The organism is Nostoc sp. C110 (assembly GCF_043099725.1).
Lineage (GTDB): Bacteria > Cyanobacteriota > Cyanobacteriia > Cyanobacteriales > Nostocaceae > Nostoc > Nostoc muscorum_A.
In genome coordinates this window covers 1827490-1849048 of record NZ_CP171148.1, presented here as the reverse complement: position 1 = coordinate 1849048, position 21559 = coordinate 1827490, and the positions used below count along the sequence as shown (strand labels likewise).

At 44.9% G+C, this 21559-nt stretch carries 13 protein-coding genes; 7 read left to right on the top strand and 6 right to left on the bottom strand.

Annotated features, from left to right (window positions below; all coding sequences use genetic code 11):
- Nucleotides 1-211: 211 nt before the first annotated feature.
- Entirely contained in the window at nucleotides 212-1579 is a 1368-nt protein-coding gene (locus tag ACFFRD_RS13505) for a DUF3370 domain-containing protein (RefSeq protein ID WP_392483065.1), read from the top strand.
- A gap of 134 nt (nucleotides 1580-1713) precedes the next feature.
- On the top strand, nucleotides 1714-2286 hold the full coding sequence (locus ACFFRD_RS13500) for a Uma2 family endonuclease (protein WP_392481936.1): 573 nt from the start codon (nucleotides 1714-1716) through the stop codon (nucleotides 2284-2286).
- 146 nt (nucleotides 2287-2432) lie between these two features.
- Here ACFFRD_RS13500 and ACFFRD_RS13495 read toward each other — a convergent pair whose 3' ends face one another.
- From ACFFRD_RS13495 to rpsT, 5 genes are all read right to left on the bottom strand, one after another.
- Nucleotides 2433-6482: a DNA-directed RNA polymerase subunit beta'' gene (locus ACFFRD_RS13495; protein WP_190962002.1), complete on the bottom strand. Its 4050-nt coding sequence runs from the start codon at nucleotides 6480-6482 to the stop codon at nucleotides 2433-2435.
- Between the two features lie 120 nt (nucleotides 6483-6602).
- Nucleotides 6603-8480, bottom strand: a complete 1878-nt coding sequence (locus ACFFRD_RS13490; protein ID WP_179072683.1) for a DNA-directed RNA polymerase subunit gamma — start codon at nucleotides 8478-8480, stop codon at nucleotides 6603-6605.
- A gap of 137 nt (nucleotides 8481-8617) precedes the next feature.
- Entirely contained in the window at nucleotides 8618-11917 is a 3300-nt protein-coding gene (gene rpoB / locus ACFFRD_RS13485; RefSeq protein ID WP_094350031.1) for a DNA-directed RNA polymerase subunit beta, read from the bottom strand.
- A 751-nt stretch (nucleotides 11918-12668) separates the two neighbouring features.
- Nucleotides 12669-13454: a TatD family hydrolase gene (locus ACFFRD_RS13480; protein ID WP_392481935.1), complete on the bottom strand. Its 786-nt coding sequence runs from the start codon at nucleotides 13452-13454 to the stop codon at nucleotides 12669-12671.
- 344 nt (nucleotides 13455-13798) lie between these two features.
- On the bottom strand, nucleotides 13799-14101 hold the full coding sequence (gene rpsT / locus ACFFRD_RS13475; protein WP_114085393.1) for a 30S ribosomal protein S20: 303 nt from the start codon (nucleotides 14099-14101) through the stop codon (nucleotides 13799-13801).
- Nucleotides 14102-14823: 722 nt separating this feature from the next.
- On the opposite strand from rpsT, the gene hisD reads away from it, so the two are divergent.
- From hisD to ACFFRD_RS13460, 3 genes are all read left to right on the top strand, one after another.
- Nucleotides 14824-16125 (top strand): histidinol dehydrogenase, encoded by a 1302-nt coding sequence (gene hisD, locus ACFFRD_RS13470; protein WP_114085282.1) that lies wholly within the window; start codon nucleotides 14824-14826, stop codon nucleotides 16123-16125.
- 346 nt (nucleotides 16126-16471) lie between these two features.
- Nucleotides 16472-16897, top strand: coding sequence for a universal stress protein (locus ACFFRD_RS13465; protein ID WP_012411280.1), 426 nt, complete (start codon nucleotides 16472-16474; stop codon nucleotides 16895-16897).
- Between the two features lie 356 nt (nucleotides 16898-17253).
- Entirely contained in the window at nucleotides 17254-17397 is a 144-nt protein-coding gene (locus ACFFRD_RS13460; RefSeq protein ID WP_392481934.1) for a hypothetical protein, read from the top strand.
- A gap of 131 nt (nucleotides 17398-17528) precedes the next feature.
- Here the strand turns inward: ACFFRD_RS13460 and ACFFRD_RS13455 are convergent, their stop codons facing one another.
- Entirely contained in the window at nucleotides 17529-17915 is a 387-nt protein-coding gene (locus ACFFRD_RS13455) for a hypothetical protein (protein ID WP_163928971.1), read from the bottom strand.
- A 290-nt stretch (nucleotides 17916-18205) separates the two neighbouring features.
- Here ACFFRD_RS13455 and hslO point away from each other — a divergent pair, with 290 nt between their 5' ends.
- Complete coding sequence (hslO, locus tag ACFFRD_RS13450) at nucleotides 18206-19111, top strand: Hsp33 family molecular chaperone HslO (RefSeq protein ID WP_392481933.1); 906 nt, start codon at nucleotides 18206-18208, stop codon at nucleotides 19109-19111.
- 155 nt (nucleotides 19112-19266) lie between these two features.
- Nucleotides 19267-21339: a chromosome segregation ATPase gene (locus tag ACFFRD_RS13445; RefSeq protein ID WP_392481932.1), complete on the top strand. Its 2073-nt coding sequence runs from the start codon at nucleotides 19267-19269 to the stop codon at nucleotides 21337-21339.
- Nucleotides 21340-21559: the final 220 nt, after the last annotated feature.

Below are 21559 nucleotides of genomic sequence, written 5' to 3'. Positions count from 1 at the left end.
TTAGCCACAACTGCGGTCAATTTGTTTTTACTGTTTAGGCTTGGACTACTTAGAGCAAAATCAACTTACGATCCGTTGTCTTTTTATCCATATTCAGGTTCTAAATCAAAAAAAATTGATGGAAATCTTGCAGATTTCGTATTAATTATTAACAAACTGGCACTTTCATCAAGTTGTTAATGTCTGTATGGTGAAAGAAATATCTAAGTATATGTTGCCATTGTTACTAATTTTCCCAATTGCTCAATCAACTCCTGCGACACCACCACCTGAAGAAGTCGTACAAACACAAGAAGTACGTCCTTTACCAGGTCAATTGGATACAGTGCCAACTTTTAACAGTAATAGTCCAGAATTGGTGTTGAAAGAAGGAATTTTACTCTCCACTTTTCCACCAGATGGCAAAAAAGTGCCAACAGCGCATTTAAATTTTCCCTTTCGGGGACGATTTGATATTTTTGCCCATCACGTTGCTAGAGCTGAACCATCAGAGAATTTGCGCTCGCTCTATTTAGGGATAATTTTGCACAACCCTGGTTCGGAAGCAGTAAAGGTGAATATTCGGCAAGCGGCGAGTTATTTGAGTCAACCGGATGCACCATTTATTCAATTACCATCTTTTAGCCAAAATCCTTTAGGGACAATTTTTGCTGGCCCAGGCGATCGCGTCATGTCTGATGTGCTGAGGGGACGACGACAAGAGATTTTCCCTGCCCAAATAGAGATTCCAGCAAAACAAAGTCGGATGTTACTTAATTTACCAATTCCTGTACAGGGATTGACACCACCTCTGAATGGTCGTTCGACATTGCTCCGATTACAAAGTAATGGCACTGTCTATGCAGCTAGCCTAGCGATGTTTGCACGGGTGAATCCTGATGGCAGTGAGCGATCGCCTACTTTAGAAGAGTGGCAGAATTTACTAGATAATGGTGATTTGGCTGGGCCACGAGATAAAGCGCCCACTCCTCTAGAGGAAACTGGCAAGCCAAGAATTTATGGGCGTGTTGCTGGAGTGGCCAGTGGTTCAAGATGGAGAGCCTTATTAGTAGATAATCCTAAAGCCAGGTATCTAACTATTCCCCAGCCTGGTCAAGTGTTTTCCTACGCCCTGAGTACCCTACATGGCGGTATGTTAGGAACTGGTCAAATACAAAGTGCTACTATGCTGGTGCGCTATCCTGACACCGCATATCGCGCTCATGGCAACTATGGAATTCAATATAATCTCAAGTTGCCGCTATACAACAATACTCAAAGTCCTCAAACTGTGAGTGTATCCATACAAACCCCACTGAAGGAGAATCAGCTAGTCAAACCAGGGTTACGCTTTCTGAGTACACCAGCCCGTGAAGTATTTTTCCGAGGGACAGTGCGGGTACGTTACAAAGATGAGCAAAATCAGCCGCAAACTAAGTTTGTGCATTTAGTACAAAAGAGAGGTCAACCAGGGGAACCCTTAGTTTTATTAAATATGAAAGCTGGCGATCGCTCCTTAGTAGAAGTAGACTTTCTCTATCCACCAGATGCCACACCACCGCAAGTATTAACAGTGTCAACTCAGACACAAAGTCGGTAATAAATGATGGGTAATTGGTATAGCTTTTCTCTAATTACCAATTACCTTGGCAATTTCTGGCAACTGTGACTCAATAATTTAGCCGTCAAGCTTCTTTTAAACTAGATATAAGACATCACACAAGGTCATTACAGATGGTTGCAACTCCAAATTCTAGCTATATTTCTCCAGAAGACTATCTCAAAGGAGAAGAAACTAGTCCTATGAAGCATGAATATAGACAGGGACAGGTTTATGCAATGGCAGAAGCAAGTAATACCCATGTAATTATTAGCGGAAATGTGTTTGCTATGCTAAGAAATCATTTGCGCGGGAGTGGTTGTCAGGCTTATATCTCAGATACTAAAGCACATATTGAGTCGATTAATATCTATTACTACCCCGATGTGATGGTAAGTTGTGACCAACGAGATAGAGCTTTTAACAACTTTCTGTGTTATCCCTACTTAATTGTAGAAGTGCTATCTCCGACAACAGAAGCCTTTGACCGAGGTGATAAATTTGCTGACTACCGACAGATGGAATCACTTCAGGAATATGTACTTATAAGTCAAACTCGATTAAATGTTGAGTGTTTTCGCCGTAACCCAGAGAGCCAATGGGTACTTTATCCTTATGGAAAAGAAGATATAATTCATCTGGCAAGTGTGGATTTTCGGTGTGCTGTTGCAGATTTCTATGAGGATGTTACTTTTGAATCGCTGTAATTGACTGACTACTAGCTTAAAAGCCAGAAACCAGAACATTGAGGATTTAAAAATGTGTTTTTATAAAGCAAAATAAAAAGGCAAAAGAAAATTTCTTTTGCCTTTTTACTTTTTACATTTTAATAGAGACGCGAAATTTCAAGTTTCTATTCGTCGTCGAAATCATCCTCGTCGTCTTCCTCTTCTTCCTCGAAATCGTCGTCATCTACGACTTCATCGGCGATTAATTCATCTTCATCATCCAGAACTGACCTCTCTGCACGTCTGCTACCAAAACCAGATTCCCCAAGAGTAGGAGAATCTAAATTATAGGTACGAGCTGTGCGGTCATCTAAGACCATATCCAGAGGATCATCAACTTCATCCAAGACACTACTGCTAATCTCAGCAGCATAATCATCGATCGCACCGGGTTCTTCATAAGTATTATACCCAGTACCAGCCGGAATCAATCGCCCGATAATCACGTTTTCCTTTAACCCGCGCAGCCAGTCAGATTTACCTTCAATAGCTGCTTCGGTAAGTACCCGTGTTGTCTCTTGGAATGATGCGGCGGAGATAAAGCTGTCGGTGTTCAACGATGCTTTGGTGATACCTAACAATACTGGGGTATACTGTGCCCTCGCACCGCCTGTAATTGCCATAGCTTCGTTCACCTGCTCTACTTGGCGCAGTTCCACCAATTCGCCGGGGAGCATGGTGGTGTCACCACCATCATCAATCCTGACTTTGTTGGTCATTTGGCGAACAATTACTTCAATGTGCTTATCGGAAATATCAATCCCTTGAGACTGGTACACCATTTGCACTTCATTCACCAAGAATGTCTGTACCTTCTGTAAAGCAAGGCTAGCACAAGCATAGATTCCATCTTCGGAACCTAGGCTAAAGAAGATTTCCAAAATTTCGTGGGGATTAGATGGGCCATCAGTTAACGGTTGTCCCGCTAATACTATTGATCCATCTGGCACAATCAAGTTTTGTCCAGGGCCCAGAGGATAATCTGTCACCACGCCATTTGATTCTACGACCTTAATAGCGATCGCTTCATCACCACTTTCAGCGTAAACTACCTTAACTTCTCCGCCTCGCCGACACAAAATACAGGCTTCTTTCGGTTTACGAGCTTCAAGTAGTTCCTCAATCCGAGGCAAACCTTGAATAATATCTCCGGTTTTGGCGCGTTCAAACACCAGCAACACCAAGTTATCACCCCGTTGTACTAAATCGCCGTCTTCTATCTGCAACACAGCACCAGGGCTGACTCGATAAGGGCGACCGATACGGGTAGTAACAACGTAGTTTTTAGTACTCAGAGCTGATTCCCCACCAGATGCAGCAGCGGCATTTTTAATATCTACTACCTGTCCTGATTCTGGAGCAAAAACTCCAGGAGCAAGTTCTGTACCTTCTACTAGCAAGTCACCCACTTTCACCTTTGGCTGAGTACTAGTATTAATGGTAAGTCTGTCAGCGTCACGCAACACTAAGCAGCGACGCACGTTTTCGGTTCCTTTGCGGACACCTCGTACTTCCCCACCTTCTTTACACAAGATTTGGGTACGTGCGACTACAGAACCTGGGGCGATGGTTAACCCATCGTATACCTCAAGTGTGGTCTGGGTGCTACCTTGGGTGGCATCGGCGGTAATGTCTCGACGAATTACCAAGGATTCCAAAATTACCAGTTGTAAACGTTGAACTTCTGGGTCTTCAGTATCCTCTACTAATTCAATATCTGCTGCCAGGGGTGAAGCATTATGGTCTTGTTCCCCTTCTTGCTCAATTTCCAGCACTAGCTGGGTTCGCAGCAGTTCTACACCTTCAACAGATTTGACACGTTCTGAATCTTTGTAAGGTAGTCTTTGTACGGCTCTTAATTGAATCGATCGCCCGGTTTGTTGACTTACTGATGTAGTGGATGGCACATCTGGATTATCTGGTACGGCAAACTCGACTACTGGACGACTCAATAGGGCAGGGCCTTCTGGTGTCTCCACATACTGGATATAACGCAATTCCGTGGCGACATTACCTTGGAATTCCTCACCTGGTTGGATGAAGGTGTTATCTCGCCCGATGACTGATTCTGGATCGTCCACCATCAGCAGTTCGCCTGGCTTCACTACGACTTCCCGCAGGATGTCGTTTTTCTGGGTCACTTCTACCACACCACTGTTTTGGCAGAAGATATCTTTCACGACTTCGGTACCAGCTTCGACAAACTGACCGTCTTCCACCAACAGCAAGGAGATATCTTTATTAACTTCGTGGCTTTCTTCAGGAATCCACAACAAGGTACCGCCCTGCACGACTTCATAGCCTAGCTTGGCTTTACCTTTTTTCTGGACTTCTACACCTGCGAATTTTAGGAATCCACCAGTGGTTGTGCGATAGCGGTCATCAATTAACTCAGCGACTACTTGACCATTTTGCACTTTTGTGCCTGGTGTAGCTCGGAGGTTAAATACCTGGTTGTTGCCAGTAGATACTAAGTAGTTATTACGACCTTGAGAACTTTGGACTGTCACGGTTGCCTGGTCTAAAACCACAGAAGCAGTGATAATCTCAATTTCCCTGGTACTCTTACCTGGGGTAGCTTCTGGCAAGCGCACCACACCGCCGTGTAAACTGGCTAATTTGGTTTCTGCTAAAACTCCATTAGCAGCGATCGCATCACCATTTTTCACCACCAATTCTGCACCAGGCGGCAAGTTGTAAACTTCCCCAGACAAAATCCAAATCAAACCACCCCGTGCGGCTGTGGTTGTGGTATTGCCTTGACGGTCGGTTTTTTGCTCTGGAACAACTTCGGCAAATTGCACTTCCCCTGCTAAGTCAGAAGCTACGTCTTTAACTGCTTTTTCTGTATTAGTCCGAGTTGTCCGTCCACCAAGGGCAACCTCTGCCAACAACTGACCTTGTTTTACCTTATTTCCGTCAAATACATATAGTGTTGAACCTTGGGTAAGATGAACCTCTTGGTTCTCTGGAGTAACATCACCTACTTTTGTTGGCTCCAAAAGCATGATGCCATTAGCTTCAACATAGAGGGCATCTTCCCCGTGGCGGGTACGATATGTTCTGGTTTTCAGTTTGCGGGGAAGTTTGACAGTCCCATCAATTTTGGAACGAACTTGTTGCGCCACTTCTCCAGTAAACACCCCACCAGTGTGGAATGTCCGCATGGTTAACTGAGTACCAGGTTCACCGATACTTTGGGCAGCAATAATCCCTACAGCTTCGCCCAAGTCCACCATCTTGGCGTGTGCCAAACTCCAGCCGTAGCAGTGTTGACAGACAGAACGTGCGGCTTCACAAGTTAGGGGCGATCGCACCACAACTTCTCCCACCCCAGACTTTTCAATTTTCTTCGCCAAGTCTTCAGGAATTGGCGAATTGCGGGCTGCAATCAATTCTTTTGTGACCGGATGCACCACATCTTCGCCAATTACCCGTCCCATCAAGCGGGTTCCCAGAGGAATCAAGGTTTTGGCACCTTCTGTCATTGGTCGAATCGCAAGACCTCTAGTGGTGCCGCAGTCAAATTCCCGAATAATTACATCCTGGGAAACGTCCACCAATCGGCGGGTGAGATAACCAGAGTCAGCCGTCCGTAAGGCAGTATCCACTAATCCTTTTCTGGCACCGTAAGACGAAATAATGTATTCCGTCACAGTTAGCCCTTCACGGAAGTTGGTTTTGATCGGTAAATCGATAATTTCCCCTTGAGGATCTGCCATCAGTCCCCGCATCCCCACCAACTGCCGGACTTGTGAGATGTTACCCCGTGCCCCGGAGAATGCCATCATATATACGGAGTTAAGGGGATTAGTCTTCTTGAAGTGCACGACTACTTCATCTTTCAAAGCTTCACTGGTACCATTCCAAGTATCGATTACCTTTTGGAAGCGTTCTACTTCAGTGATTTCTCCCCTTTGATAACGGGTTTCAGTAGCGCGAATTTCTTCCTCGGCTGCTTCTAAGAGTAATCGCTTAGTTGGTGGTATCATCAAGTCATCTACACTGATGGAAACCCCTGCTTTGGTAGCATAGCGAAATCCCAAATCTTTCAATTTGTCCGCCATCACTGCGGTTCGCGCTGTACCATAATTTGTAAAGGCCCAAGAAATTAAATTTCTCAGTTGACCTTTGTCAACCACGCGATTGCGAAAAATCATTTTTTCGTTAGTCATTAATCATTAGTCCTGAGTCATCAATAATTAATAATTCGTAATACTCGCCAAACGCGAGAAGCAAGCTACGTAATTCGTAATTAATTCTTTAATTACGAATTACGAATTAGAAATTACGAATTAACTTGCTAGTGCTTCCTGAATGGCATTGTTGTAAATAACGCGGCCAGGAGTTGTGTATATATACTGTGAAAGTACATTGCCCTTAGCGTCTTGTCTGACTCGACGGAACTTATAGAGTAATGTGCGGGTACCATCCTCGTTTTCCGTCACTTTCACGGGTTCTGTATCCGGCTGGTCTGATTCTATTTCGCCGTCAAACCTTACGTAAATATAGGCGTGCAAGTCAATTTGATCTTGCTGGAAAGCCATAATTACATCTTCCAGCGAAGAAAAGTAATTTCCTGCCCCTTTTGTCGCACCGGGATTTTCTGCCGTTAAATAATAGGCTCCCAATACCATGTCTTGGCTAGGCGTGATGATGGGTTTACCTGTGGCTGGTGACAAAATATTGTTAGAAGCCAACATCAACAACCGCGCTTCAGCCTGACTTTCTAACGACAACGGGACGTGTACCGCCATTTGGTCGCCGTCAAAGTCGGCGTTAAATGCTGGACACACCAGAGGATGCAGTTGAATTGCTCTACCTTCTACTAAAATCGGTTCAAAAGACTGAATACCCAAACGGTGCAACGTTGGTGCCCGGTTTAACATTACAGGGTGTCCTTCAATCACCTCTTCCAGCACATCCCAAACACTGGGATCATTGCGGGATATAAGCTTTTTCGCAGCTTTGATGTTATTTACCATCCCGCTACGAATCAGGCGGTTAATTACAAATGGTTGAAATAGCTCAATTGCCATTTCTCTAGGCAAACCGCACTGGTGAATTTTCAGCTTTGGCCCGACCACAATTACCGAACGTCCAGAGTAGTCAACCCGTTTACCTAACAAGTTTTGTCGGAAACGTCCTTGCTTACCCTCAATAATGTCGGACAAAGATTTCAGGGGTCGATTATTTGCCCCTACCACAGTGCGTCCCCGACGACCATTGTCAATCAAAGCATCCACTGCTTCTTGCAGCATCCGCTTTTCGTTCCGCACAATAATCTCTGGTGCCAAAATTTCTTGCAAGCGTGCCAAACGATTGTTGCGGTTAATTACCCGCCGATACAAATCATTCAAATCGCTCGTGGCAAACCGTCCGCCATCTAGCTGCACCATTGGGCGCAAGTCGGGCGGAATCACGGGAATAACTGCCATTACCATCCACTCTGGTTTGGAACCAGTGGCGATAAAGTTGTCAATCACCCGCAGTCGCTTAATTAGCTTGGCTCTCTTTTGTCCCTTAGCGTTGCCAATTTCTTCGCGTAGGCTTTCGGCTTCTTGTTCCAAATTGATATCGGCAAGCAAACGCAACAGCGCTTCAGCACCAATACCTACCTCTACGCCTTGCAGCACAGAATCTTCGCTATAAATTTGGTCTTCTATTTCCAACCACTGGTCTTCACTCAGCAGTTGTTTGTAACTTAAAGTTTCGGCATTACCTGCACTCAGGACAACATAAGAGTTGAAATAGACAATCTGCTCGACATCCCGCAATGGCATATCCAATAGGATGGAAATATAGCTAGGAATGCCTTTGAGATACCAAACGTGAGCTACTGGTGCGGCGAGTTTAATATAGCCCATGCGGTGGCGACGCACCCGTGACTCGGTGACTTCTACCCCACAGCGCTCACAGACAATACCTCTATGACGAACTCTTTTATACTTACCACAATGGCATTCCCAATCTTTCGCTGGGCCAAAGATGCGCTCACAAAATAAGCCATCCATTTCTGGCTTGAGAGTTCGGTAATTAATCGTTTCTGGCTTGGTAACTTCACCGACTACTTGACCATTAGGCAATGTTCTTTCGCCCCACTGCCGAATGCGTTCGGGGGAAGCCAAGCCGATTTTTACGTAGTCAAACTGATTAGTTTGGGCAGGTCTCATACTTAAGTGCTGAGTTTCGAGTTATGAGTTTTGAGTATATTTAGTTTTAAGGTTTGAATTAAGAGATATCCAAGTGCTAAATGCCAATTACTGAGTTTTTTAATACTCAGCACTCAGCACTCAGCACTCAGGACTCTTTATTCGTCATCTTCCAGCGATTCGCGGGAAAGAGATTCATAAGTTGGTCGAGGAGGTGTGCGACGGGCTGATTGGTCTGCCATCAAATCGACTTCTACATCTAGGGAACTGCCGTCTGCTTGGGTTTCTACCTTGTGTACAGCAATATCCAACCCTAATGATTGCAACTCGCGCATTAGCACCTTAAAGGATTCTGGGGTTCCAGGTCTAGGAATTGCCTTACCTTTAACGATCGCATTTAACGCTTCATTCCGTCCTTGCATATCGTCAGATTTAACTGTCAGCAATTCCTGTAAGGTGTAAGCTGCACCAAAGGCTTCCAATGCCCACACTTCCATTTCTCCAAACCGTTGACCACCTTGTTGTGCTTTACCACCCAAGGGTTGCTGAGTCACGAGTGAGTATGGACCTGTGGAACGGGCGTGGATCTTATCATCTACCAAATGCACCAGTTTCAGCATGTAAGCCACACCGATGGTAATTGCTCGGTCAAAGGGTTCGCCTGTACGACCGTCATATACCATGATTTTGCCTGGGTTATCTGGGTTATATACCCAGTCTTTCCCAGTTTCGTCTCGTGCTTCTTGCAATTTGCCATGCACGATTCGGCGGGATGTCTCTTCACCGTACATTTCATCAAAGGGAGTAATCTTAAATCGGACTCCCAAGGTCTGACCAGCCCAACCCAAGAGGCATTCAAATACTTGTCCGACGTTCATCCGACTGGGTACACCCAAGGGGTTAAGTACAATGTCCACTGGTGAACCATCGGGTAAATAAGGCATATCTTCTGCTGGTAATATCCGAGAAATAATTCCTTTATTACCGTGCCGTCCTGCCATTTTGTCGCCAACTTGGATTTTGCGTTTTTGGGCAACGTACACCCGGACTACCATATTGGCTCCTGGTGGCAGTTCATCGCCTTGTTCACGAGTAAACAAGCGCACATCAACTACGCGACCTTTTTCACCGTTAGGGACTCGCAGGGAATTGTCGCGCACATCCCGCGCTTTTTCACCGAAAATCGCCCGCAATAGTTTTTCTTCTGGTGGTTGGTCAGATTCACCTTTGGGTGTTACCTTACCCACCAAGATATCTCCAGCTTCTACCCATGCCCCTATACGAATGATTCCCTGTTCATCCAATTGGCGCAAGGCATCTTCCCCGACGTTGGGAATTTCCCTGGTAATTTCTTCTGGTCCCAGTTTGGTTTGTCTAGCTTCAATTTCATATTTTTCAATGTGAATTGACGTGTAAACATCATCCTGCACCAGTCTTTCAGAGATTAAAATTGCGTCCTCGTAGTTGTAGCCTTCCCAAGGCATATAGGCAACGACGATATTTTGTCCTAGTGCCAATTCACCGCCTTCGGTGGAGGAGCCGTCAGCCAATACCTGACCAGCAACAACCCGTTCACCAATGCGGACGAGAGGTTTCTGATTTAAACAGGTGTCTTGGTTTGAGCGTTGGTACTTAGAAAGGGTATATCTAATTTCGGAGGTGTTAGGTTTAGGACGGACGCGAATTTCTGTAGCATCCACATAAGTAACATCGCCATCGGTACGCGATACAACCACCATCCCGGAGTCTCTTGCTCCTTGCGCTTCCAAACCAGTACCCACTAGAGGACGTTCTGGCTTGAGCAGAGGTACTGCTTGCCGTTGCATGTTCGACCCCATCAGCGCTCGGTTAGCGTCATCATGCTCCAAGAAGGGAATCATGCTGGTTGCTACCGACACAATCTGTACGGGAGATACTGCTACGTAGTCCACCTGTTCTGGTGTTGTGGTGGAAAATTCTTGACGATAACGGACTGGCACTAGTGGGCCAATAATGTGCCCAGTTTCATCTACAGGAATATCCCCAGGAGCAACCCGTAGATCGTCTTCTTCATCGGCTGTCATGTAGGCTGGAGGCAAGTCAAATCTGACTCGTCCATTTTCCACAGGTCTAAATGGCGTTTCGAGGAAGCCGTACAGGTTAACCCGCGCATGGGTTGCTAAGGAGCCAATCAATCCGGCGTTGGGGCCTTCTGGTGTCTCAATGGGGCAAATGCGTCCATAGTGACTAGGGTGAATATCCCGCACGGCAAAACCGGCGCGTTCGCGGGTTAAACCACCAGGGCCAAGGGCGCTCAGACGGCGTTTGTGGGTCAGTTCTGCCAGAGGATTGGTTTGATCCATGAACTGACTTAACTGGCTGGAACCAAAGAATTCTTTAATTGCTGCTACCAATGGTTTGGGGTTCACCAAGGAAGCGGGGGTTAGCACTTCAGCATCGGATACGGTCATCCGTTCCCGAATGATTCTCTCTAGGCGGTTTAAGCCTACTCTTACTTGGTTTTGCAGCAATTCACCGACGCTTCTAACTCGACGGTTGCCTAAGTGGTCAATGTCATCGATATTACCGATGTCATACTCTAGGTTAATTAGGTAATCTACGGCTGCCAAAATATCGCCAGCAGTCAACACCCGCATGGTGTCTGGGACTGAAAGACGCAATTTCTTGTTGAGTTTGTACCGTCCAACGCGACCAAGGTCATAACGTTTCGGGTCAAAGAAACGAGAATCTAAGAGTTGTTGTCCACCTAAGACCGTGGGTGGTTCACCAGGACGCAGTTTCCGATATAACTCCATCAGGGCTTCTTCTTCAGAAAATTGCCCTTCTTTTTCGATGGTTTTTTGGAAATATTCGGGGTGGCGTAAAGCGTCAAAGATTTCGTTGTCTGATAACCCTAAAGCTTTTAGTAGTACCTGCGCTGAGAGTTTGCGGGTTTTGTCGATACGTACCCACACCAAATCGTTACGGTCTGTTTCAAATTTCAGCCATGCTCCCCGGTTAGGAATTAAGCTAGCTGAATAAGTACGTCGCCCGTTTTTGTCGATTTCTGATTTGTAATAAACTCCTGGCGATCGCACGATTTGGTTGACAATTACCCGTTCGGCTCCGTTAATAATAAACGTGCCGCGATCGGTCATCAGAGGCAAGTCACCAATGAATACCTCTTGCTCTTTGATTTCCCCGGTTTCCTTATTAATCAACCGTGTGGGAACATACATTTGGACGGCATAAGTACTATCCCGCCGCTTGGCTTCTTCGACGCTATACTTTGGCTCTTTGAGTTTGTAGTTATGACCCAAAAAGTGCAATTCTAATTTGCCCGTATAATCTGTAATAGGACTAAAGGAGTTAAGTTCTTCTATCAGCCCTTCTTCCAAAAACCAGCGAAAGCTCGATCGCTGGATTTCAATCAAGTCGGGCAACAGAAAGGCGGGTTCCATGTATGTTTCTTTAGTCATGCCTCTTCCTTTGTCAACCTGGTAAAATTTTCCCTTGGACACTGCTGTTTTACGCTTCCCACTGCTAGTCAGTGTCCTTAGTTGTTTGGGAACTTTTGACACACTTGCTATTTACAGGTGTGGGCAAACGCAGCGATTAAAGCTGGAATGAGCAATTTGGACAAGGGTATAATTGCCCCTAATCGGGTACTTAGACACCAAAAACTCACTATAGTCTTGATTTAAGAAGAATATACAGTTGAGATATTCCTGAGTTTTATCTACGTTCTTCATTTCCCCTCCAAAAAGCGCGTTAATTTGCTGACGCAGCTCTAGACGGTGTGTTTTAAATCCACCCGGCTATTTATACTCTCAGTGATATCTTAGATATCCTAAGACTGAGGGAACGATCCGCACCTTGTCGGTTTTGAATCAGAATTACTTCGTTTTGCTGGATTGTACTCACAAGGCAATTTCGTTTAAGGATTTTGTATAGGTTAAATACACAGAAGCCGATGTTGTGCAAAATAAAGTCTAGCTCAACCTGGTTTGGCACGGTTAGTCATGTGTGGAGAGCATCCGCTTGTAGAGATTTGGAGGATGGCCAAGCCGATAACATCATTTGAAAATTAGGCTTAGAAATTTTAGGTTCCTTCCTTTATCATTATGGCGCACGCAAAATGTTTTTGAGGGAATAATATTAGCATATTTTTGTCCCCCTAGAGTTTTATTTTTTTTAGCACAACTGAATAAAAGTGATTAAAGCCCACTTTTATATTGACAGACCAAATAATTCACAGGCGTTTTGGGTGGTTTGATGGGCGATCGCTTCTACCGTTTCTTGACGCAGTTTAGCTACTTGCTCGGCTACATAAAGTACGTAGGCAGGCTCATTACGCCTTTGTCCCCGTTTAGGAACTGGGGCGAGAAATGGGCAGTCTGTTTCAATCAGTAGGCGATCGCTACTCACCATCGCAGCTGATGATTGGATCGCTTTGGCATTTTTGAACGTTACCGTCCCGCTAAAGCTGATGTAGAAGCCTAAATCGAGAAACCATTGGGTTTCTTCTGGCGTTCCTCCCCAGCAATGCATAACACCGCGCACTCTTTCTCCCTTAAGTTCCCGCCATTTTTGCAACACTTCTCTGGTTGCTACAGCAGCATCACGGCAGTGGATAATTACTGGTAAATTGAGTTCAGATGCGATCGCTAACTGTGACTCAAATACCAAAAGCTGATGCTCATAGTTATCAGCTTTGTAAAAATCCAGCCCCATTTCGCCAATTGCTACCACATTCGAGTCAGAACTAGCTAAAGTTTTGATTGTCTCGGCTGTTTCGCTATTCCATTTATCAGTATCTAGAGGATGTAATCCCACGGCAAAGCTGATTTCAGGAAACTGGTGTGCTATGGATTGAATGGTGGAAAACTCACCTGGGTGAACACAGGAATGTACTAAACGCACTACTCCTGATTCTTGCCACCGCGATCGCACTGTTGCTAAATCCGGCTGAAAAGTATCAAAGTTGAGATGAACGTGCGTGTCTATCAGTTGCATTCTTTGTCATTAGTCATGAAATTGTTAGCCCCGATCGCGACTAAGGACAAATCATCCTTCGGGTAAATCTTTTTCCTGTGGTAGCCACTAAGCGATCGCCAAATTTTCCAGAGGGAACGCCACTTGTTTTAATTGGCATAAACAAAACCAGTTACTCATGGTGCAACCCTGCTGTAGAAGGGTTAAAAGGCACAGAGTAAATTGGTGTGTGTGTGGAAACCCTCAAGATTACACTAACTTCAAATGAGCAACTGGCGTTTTACGCCAGTTAATTACTACAGCTTTCAGAAAATTTGTAACCTAGTGACTCACTCAGTTAAAAGATCGCATTAGCTCAACAATGACTATTCAGCTACTGTTGTTTGAGTGATGGGCTTTAGTTTATGAGCCAATCTTGACTTTTTCCTTGCCCCATTGTTGGGGTGAAGGACACCCCGTTTGACTGCTTTATCGATTTTGCCGTAAGCTTCGGATAACCGAGCCTGTGCTTCTTCTTGTAATTCTGGGGTAGGATTAGCTGCATAGACAGCTACAGCATTAGAGTATTTCTTCATCAGCGTCTTGACTGCTGATTTGTAAGCTTTGTTACGCAGTCGGTTACGTTCTGCGATTTGGGCACGCTTGAGAGCAGACTTTGTATTCGCCACAGTCAATTCCAAAAATACTATTAATATGTACACACACTACTAGACTTACTAATATAGCATCCAAATTGCCAATGTTATAATTTCCTAAAAAAAATCTGCCATTGGACAATAGTTCTTCTTCCCCTGCTTTCTAAAATCTCTTCAGTCCGCAATTGAGTGTGTCGTCAATTTAGGAAATGCGTTAAAATAAGCCATATCAAATAAAACTGTTATCCTAACTCACCACTACCTGAGAAAGCGATGTGATTGCCAATGTAATATTTCCTAGATTTTAGGATCTACTATCACAGGCAAAGAACTGTAAACAGCTAAATTTCAGGGTTATCAAAGTATAGAAGCGATACTATATCGTGTCTGTACAAATGTAAACTACTGAGAAGTTAGGAAAATAAGTAAAAATTATACTCAGACCCTACCCCCTGTAAATCTAGGGGATTGGATGTGCAAACACACCACCTGCACCCCGCAAGGAGTGAGGGAAAGGGCATAAGGGTAATGGGAAATGGCACACCCACATCCTGCCGCTATCCTGCTAAGGGTTGTCGGACTGAGCAATTAAGTTGCCTTCTCAAGCAAACCATCTGCTGGCAACCTTGAGAGTATCAAAAAAATCCAGGTTAAGCTAGAGAAGAGAATTAGAGTCAGCTTGCACACCCCAGTGGGTCAAGAGCAATACTAAATCTCAGGTGTGAATATTATAATTTTGGCATTGTCCTTACTCCATGCTGCGAATCATTACTCAGCAGGCAGACGTTAGAGCAGAACTGCAACGGATCTGCGATCGCACCCATGACGAACAGGTGCTTCACAAAGAAGCAACGGTGCGGGAAGTTTTGCAAGCAGTGAAGCGCCAAGGCGATAAAGCTGTATTGCATTACACAGCCGAATTTGACAAACAAACCCTGAAAGCAGAAGAACTCCGAGTTACAGGCTCGGAACTAGATGCAGCCTATCAGCAGGTGTCAAAGGAGTTTTTGGGCGCAGTTCGGCTAGCTTGCCGCCAAATTGAAGCGTTTCATCGTCAGCGAGTACCAAAAAGCTGGGTACACTTTGGCGACGATGAAGTAGTACTGGGCAAACGCTACACCCCTGTAGATCGAGCGGGGCTGTATGTGCCCGGTGGCCGCGCCGCCTATCCTAGTACAGTGCTGATGAATGCAATTCCCGCTCATGTCGCTGCTGTACCTCATATAGTGATGGTGACACCACCAGGCCCAGGGGGTGTAATTAACCCAGCAGTCTTAGTAGCTGCCCAAGAAGCAGGAGTGCAAGAAATTTATCGTATTGGGGGCGCACAAGCGATCGCTGCTTTAGCCTATGGCACAGAAACAATTCCGAAAGTGAATGTGATTACTGGCCCCGGTAACATTTATGTCACCCTTGCGAAAAAACTTGTATATGGCACCGTCGGTATTGATTCTTTGGCAGGCCCCAGCGAAGTGCTGGTGATTGCCGATGAAAGTGCAAATCCGGTGCATGTAGCTGCTGACTTGCTAGCCCAAGCTGAACACGATCCAATGGCGGCAGCAATCTTGCTGACGACAGATGCGGCTTTGGCGAAAAACGTGCAAGTAGCCTTGGAAAGACAGCTAGTGGATCATCCACGGCGAATAGACACAGAAAAAGCGATCGCTCATTATGGGTTGATTGTTCTTGTGGAATCGCTCCAAGCAGCAGCAGAACTGTCAAATGAATTTGCCCCTGAACACCTGGAATTAGAAGTAAAAGACCCTTGGGCACTCCTACCACAGATTCGCCACGCTGGGGCAATCTTTTTGGGTTACTCCACACCAGAAGCTGTAGGAGACTATTTGGCAGGGCCTAACCACACCTTGCCAACTTCTGGCGCTGCCCGCTATGCTTCGGCGTTAGGGGTAGAAACTTTCCTCAAACATTCCAGTATTATTCAATACTCGCAAACTGCCCTGCAAAATGTGGCTGGTGCTATTGATGTGCTAGCAACAGCAGAAGGTTTACCTTCTCATGCTGATTCAGTCCGCCGCCGAATTCAGCAAGAGGAGTGATTTGGAATGGTTAATTTTGTTTAATACTGTTGACAAAAGTCACTTCTTAGGTAGCAAATAAAGCATTTGCTACCCTGCTTTCAGGGTTTTGGCGGGCATCTACTAGACATTGCCCGCCTATTGATATTGTAATTATGGATTATGTAGTAAGCTTTAGCGTGCCCAAATGACTGGCGAAAATATCTTTCTACAATGTACTAGCATCAAATTTGGGTCAAACCAATTCATCGCATAACCTCGAAAATATATACTAAGTAGGCAAATATAAAAATAATTTAGTGTAGCTGCTAACAAGTTTTACTACATACTTATGTAACTGGGTCTACTCTTATAGGAGACGAGAGCGGTGCTAAAGAATATTTTGATAGCTCTGGACGGTTCGGAAATGGGAGAACGAGTAATTCAGAGTTTAGATAATTTGGTGTTATCAAAAGATGCCAAGGTTATTCTCTGTCATGTATTTCCTACACCAGAGTCTGAAATGGAAATACCTGCCGATCGTCCTCAGCCAGAGTCCCCAACATTTTCTTATTTTCAACTGGAAAAACAGCTGCAATCCTATCAGGAAAAATTATCAGTCCCAAGTGAGTTAGAACTGGTAACTGGCGATCCTGCTGAAGAGATTATTCGTCTTGCCAATATTTACAAAGCTAACCTAATTATAATTGGTAGTCGGGGATTGATTGGGATGAAGCGAATTGTCCAGCGTTCTGTTAGCAGTCAAGTTGTGGAAGAAGCTAATTGTTCGGTGTTAGTGGTAAAGCCGAATTAGAATTAGGTCAATTGAAGTATGTGATTTGACTAATCAGAGACTCAATATAAGTAAGTGGGCGTAAATAATTGTCGTTGAGATAAGGCAATAGGTAACAGTCAAGAAGTCTCTTTGAGTTGTACTGAATGTTTTCAGAAATAAAATCTGAGTCCTATATATATGACTGGTGAAGATTGGCGTTTTGGAGTTTATCATCGTGCGAATCGTCAGGTGACTCACAATACGGTTCGGTTAAGGCAAGAGACGCGATAAATCGCCATCTTTACAATAATCAGTCCTTTGTAGAGACGGCGATTTATCGCGTCTTTGTGATCATAAGGTGTGTCATCAAGAAACCTTATCCGAACCGTATTGAGGTGACTCAAGACCAGAAACGCTATCAAGTTCCAGAAGATTTATCTGTCGTGGTAAAAATTATTGTAGGTATTATTTCTACTTCTAGAACTGGAGCTGGGGACATAGAGACTAAGGAAAGAAGTCGGGGAACAGGCTTGCCGTGAGTGTAGGCAAACGGTAGCAGGGAGTAAGGGAACAGGGGCAGAATAAAAATTAGCTCTTTCCCCTCTGCTCCCTGCTCTCTTCCCTCCTGCCTCTTGTACCCCAATTCCCAATCCCTTCACATTCAGCCGATTCAACGTCCTTGAGTTGCCAGAAATTGACGCAAGCTCAACAAACTCAAGGTTTGACCCAAATTTAAGGGCAAAAGTGAAACTCCTTCCAAGCGGGATTGCACCCAACCTTCTCCCCAATACCATTCATGAAACCCGTCAATACCTCCACTGAGTAGTAAACGGAGACAGTTGGATTTTACAACGTCTACTTGATGATGAATTGAGACTGGCCCAGTCCAGGTAGTAAACTGAAATCCCGGAAGTAGTTCTTCTGGCATTCCTGGCGCAAAGCGTTGCGCTAAGAGCCATTTTTCTAGTTGTACCGGATGCAGCAGACTATCACGAATTGCATCTGTTGGCGCTTCAATTTCGATTCGCAGTTGACTTTGTTGAAAATTACCTAGCATTTTTCTAAGATTGCCTAAAAGTGAGATATCGCTATTTCTAATATTGCAAATAGTCTTTGTCATTAGTCATTAGTCCTTTGTCCTTTGGAAATAACTAATAACCAATACAACTCTTGGAGAGGCTACGCCCTAAGCGTAGCTATGCCGTAGGCTTTAGCGATACGCTCAGTACAAGTGAGCAATGACCAATAACAGCCGTTTATTTACGTGACACCCCACTACGTTACTTTTCTTGCAGCAGAGAACTTAGAATAGAAAAAGTGAACTTGTTAAGAAATGTAAGGTTATTCATGGCGGATCAGTTAATTCGTGCAACAGCAGCCGAAGGTGGAATTCGTGCCGTAGGTGTGATCACCACACGTTTAACAGAAGAAGCACGGCAGCGACACAAGCTTTCTTATGTGGCAACGGCAGCACTGGGTCGGACTATGGCGGCGGGCTTGTTAATGGCTTCTAGTATGAAGCGAAGTGGATCAAGGGTCAATGTGCGGGTGAAGGGCGATGGCCCTTTAAGTGGCATATTGGTAGATGCCGGCTTAGATGGTACGGTACGCGGGTATGTGGGGAATCCATCTATAGAATTACCTCCTAATGCCAAAGGTAAGCTAGATGTTGGTGGTGCAGTGGGTGGTGGCTACCTCTACGTTGTGCGAGATGTCGGTTATGGTTATCCTTACTCTAGTACGGTAGAACTAGTTTCTGGTGAAATTGGCGATGATGTGGCTCATTATCTGGTGAATTCTGAACAAACACCTTCAGCTTTAGTTTTAGGTGTGTTTGTGGGAGCAGGGGGAGTAACTGCGGCTGGAGGATTACTAATACAAGTGTTACCCAAAGCTGCCAGAGATGAAGCCCTCGTAGAAACTTTAGAATCACGGGTCGCTGGTTTGGCAGGATTTACGCCATTATTGCAAGCCGGGAAGAATTTGACTGAAATTTTTAGCGACCTATTGGGCGATATGGGCCTGGAAATCTTTTCCGAACGGCAAATGCTGCGCTTCCACTGTGGTTGTTCTTTCGATCGCGTTTTGGGGGCACTGAAAATTTTGGGAGAAGCCGAACTGCAAGATATGATTGTTAAAGATAATGGTGCTGAAGCAACTTGCGACTTTTGCGGCAACGTTTACCAGGCAAGTAGCGATCAGTTAGCTCAACTAATTGCCGATTTGCAAGCTGAATCTACTGTTTCAGGATAAAGTATAAAAAGACACTAATTTTTTAGATTGAACATGGTATTCTGTGGAGAGGGATAATCAAAAAAAGTAGCTTTTTGATCGCGAGAAAGTTACTATGGCATCAATGGAATTATCGACCTAAAACAGAGCGCTATTCAATTATTTTGGTGTGAGAGATGACAGAGCGGGATATTCCAGACAGTTGGTCTTCAGCCAGTGATAGAGAGCCAGATCAAAACAAAAGATTATCCCGAACAGAACAATTCGGTGAAACTCAACCATTTGGTGTCCCACCTACTGGTTCTACTTCCAAATCAGTGAAGCGGCGAAAAAAAAACGATACACAAGGATTACCTATAAATAGTCATTCAGGAGAGACTGCCAAACTCAGTAGTGCTTCTGGGAAATGGCCACGCTGGATGAAAAGCTGGACATTGTGGCTAGTACTACTAATGTTGATTCCCGGCAGTGTAGGATTATTGGCAATGGCAATGCTGCTAAAGTTGCCATCTGCCCCTAATTGCCCCTCGATTTTCTGGCCCCTAGCTAGTGCTTCTGTGCGGCTACATTGCGCTCAGTTGGCGGCTTCTAAGCAAACAGTAAACGACCTATTGCAAGCGATCGCTCTGGTGAAGCAACTACCACAAAATCACCCGTTGCATGGAGAAATTGATCGTTTCATCGAAGAATGGTCGCGGGATATTTTGAAGCTAGCCGATCAAAGTTTCCAAACAGGGAATTTAGAGGAAGCGATCGCTACTGCTCGTAAGATACCTGAAGATGTGGCAGCTTATAAATTAGTCGATGAACAAGTTGACAAATGGCAGTCAATTTGGACAAAGGCAGAAGAAACATACAACGGTGCGATCGCCGAAGTAAAAGAACGGCGCTGGCAATCGGCGTTCATGCTATCCGCCAAAATGTTGCGCGTAGACAATCAATACTGGGCGGGTACTAAATACGACCAATTGAATCGTCTAATCGCCGGAGCGCGGGAAGATGGCGATAAGTTAGGAAAAGCGGAAAGTTTAGCAAGCAGCAAAGTAGTCGATAATTTACTGGAAGCCATCAAGCTAGCCGAGTCTATTGGGCAAGAAAGTTACCTTTACCAAAAAGCTCAGGAAGCGATTCCCGTATTTGGACGCAAAATGCTGGAATTGGCACAGGCAAAACTAGACAAGCGGGATGCCGATGAAGCATTGAATATTGCTAGACAAATTCCAGAGAGTACGAAACTACAGGGTGAAACAGACGACTTTATCGCCATAGCTGACGCGAAAAGAAGTGCTTGGATAGGTAACGTTTCTGGTTTAGAGGCTGCGATCGCTCAAGCACAACAAATCGATCCTTCCAGACCAGTGTATAACGAAGCCCAGCAACTGATTGCTCGTTGGCAGTTGGAAATTGAAGATGTTGCCAATCTAGAAAAAGCGAGGTTGTTGGCTAGCCAGGGAACAGTCCCTAATTTAACAGCAGCGATCGCACAAGTGCAGTTAATACCTGCAAATAATCCCAGGGCCACCGAAGCTAGACAAGAAATGGATCGCTGGCGTGCCCAAGTGGAGACAATTGAAGACCAACCTTACTTAGAACGTGCCGAACAGATAGCTGTATTCGATGATATCAACTCTTTGCAAGCTGCGATCGCTCAGGCCAGCGAAATTCGTAGAGGTCGGGCATTATATCCAGAAGCACGGAAAAGAATTCGGACTTGGATAGGAAAAATTCAGCGAATTCAAGACCAACCCTACTTGGATCAAGCACAAGAACTGGCTCAGAGCGGAAATCTCACCGCCGCCATTAGCGCCGCTCAACAAATTGCCTCATCGGGAAGGGCGCTTTCACAAGAAGCGCAAGCTGCGATAAATGATTGGGAAGGGCAAATCCGCACTAGAGAAAACTGGAAAAAAGCTCAAGAAGTTGGCGCGGCTGGTACGCCAGAAGCTTTGGTTGAAGCAATACGGTTGGCAGATCGGGTTTCAAACAATAGCATCTTACGTATGGATGCGAATCTGGCTATTGACCAATGGAGTCAGCAATTGTTAGAAATAGCCCGCTCTCAAGGTCAGTCTGATATTGCTAGAGGGATTGATATTGCAAAATCGATTCCACGCGGTAGTGCTGCTTACAGTGCGGCGCAAGAGCAAATTAAGACTTGGCAGGATTTTCTGAATCCTAAACCTGAACCTCAGCCTCAACCCCAGACTGAATCTCTACCATTTCCTCAATCAACTACTAATGGGCAATAATATCTTTATTTAAAGATTAAAACCTTTTAATTCAGCATTTTCAAAAGGCATATCAGGGATGCCGGGGTGTAAAAAAACTTTTTAAATAGGGTAGCACAGCTAGTTGTGCTACCCTACTTATTATCGAAACAGAATTCAGGAGTCAGGAGCCAGAATAGGCTAAACCTTAGCTATCCGCTAATAGAATGAATTTGTGCGACTGGTGGATGAATCCACTGAT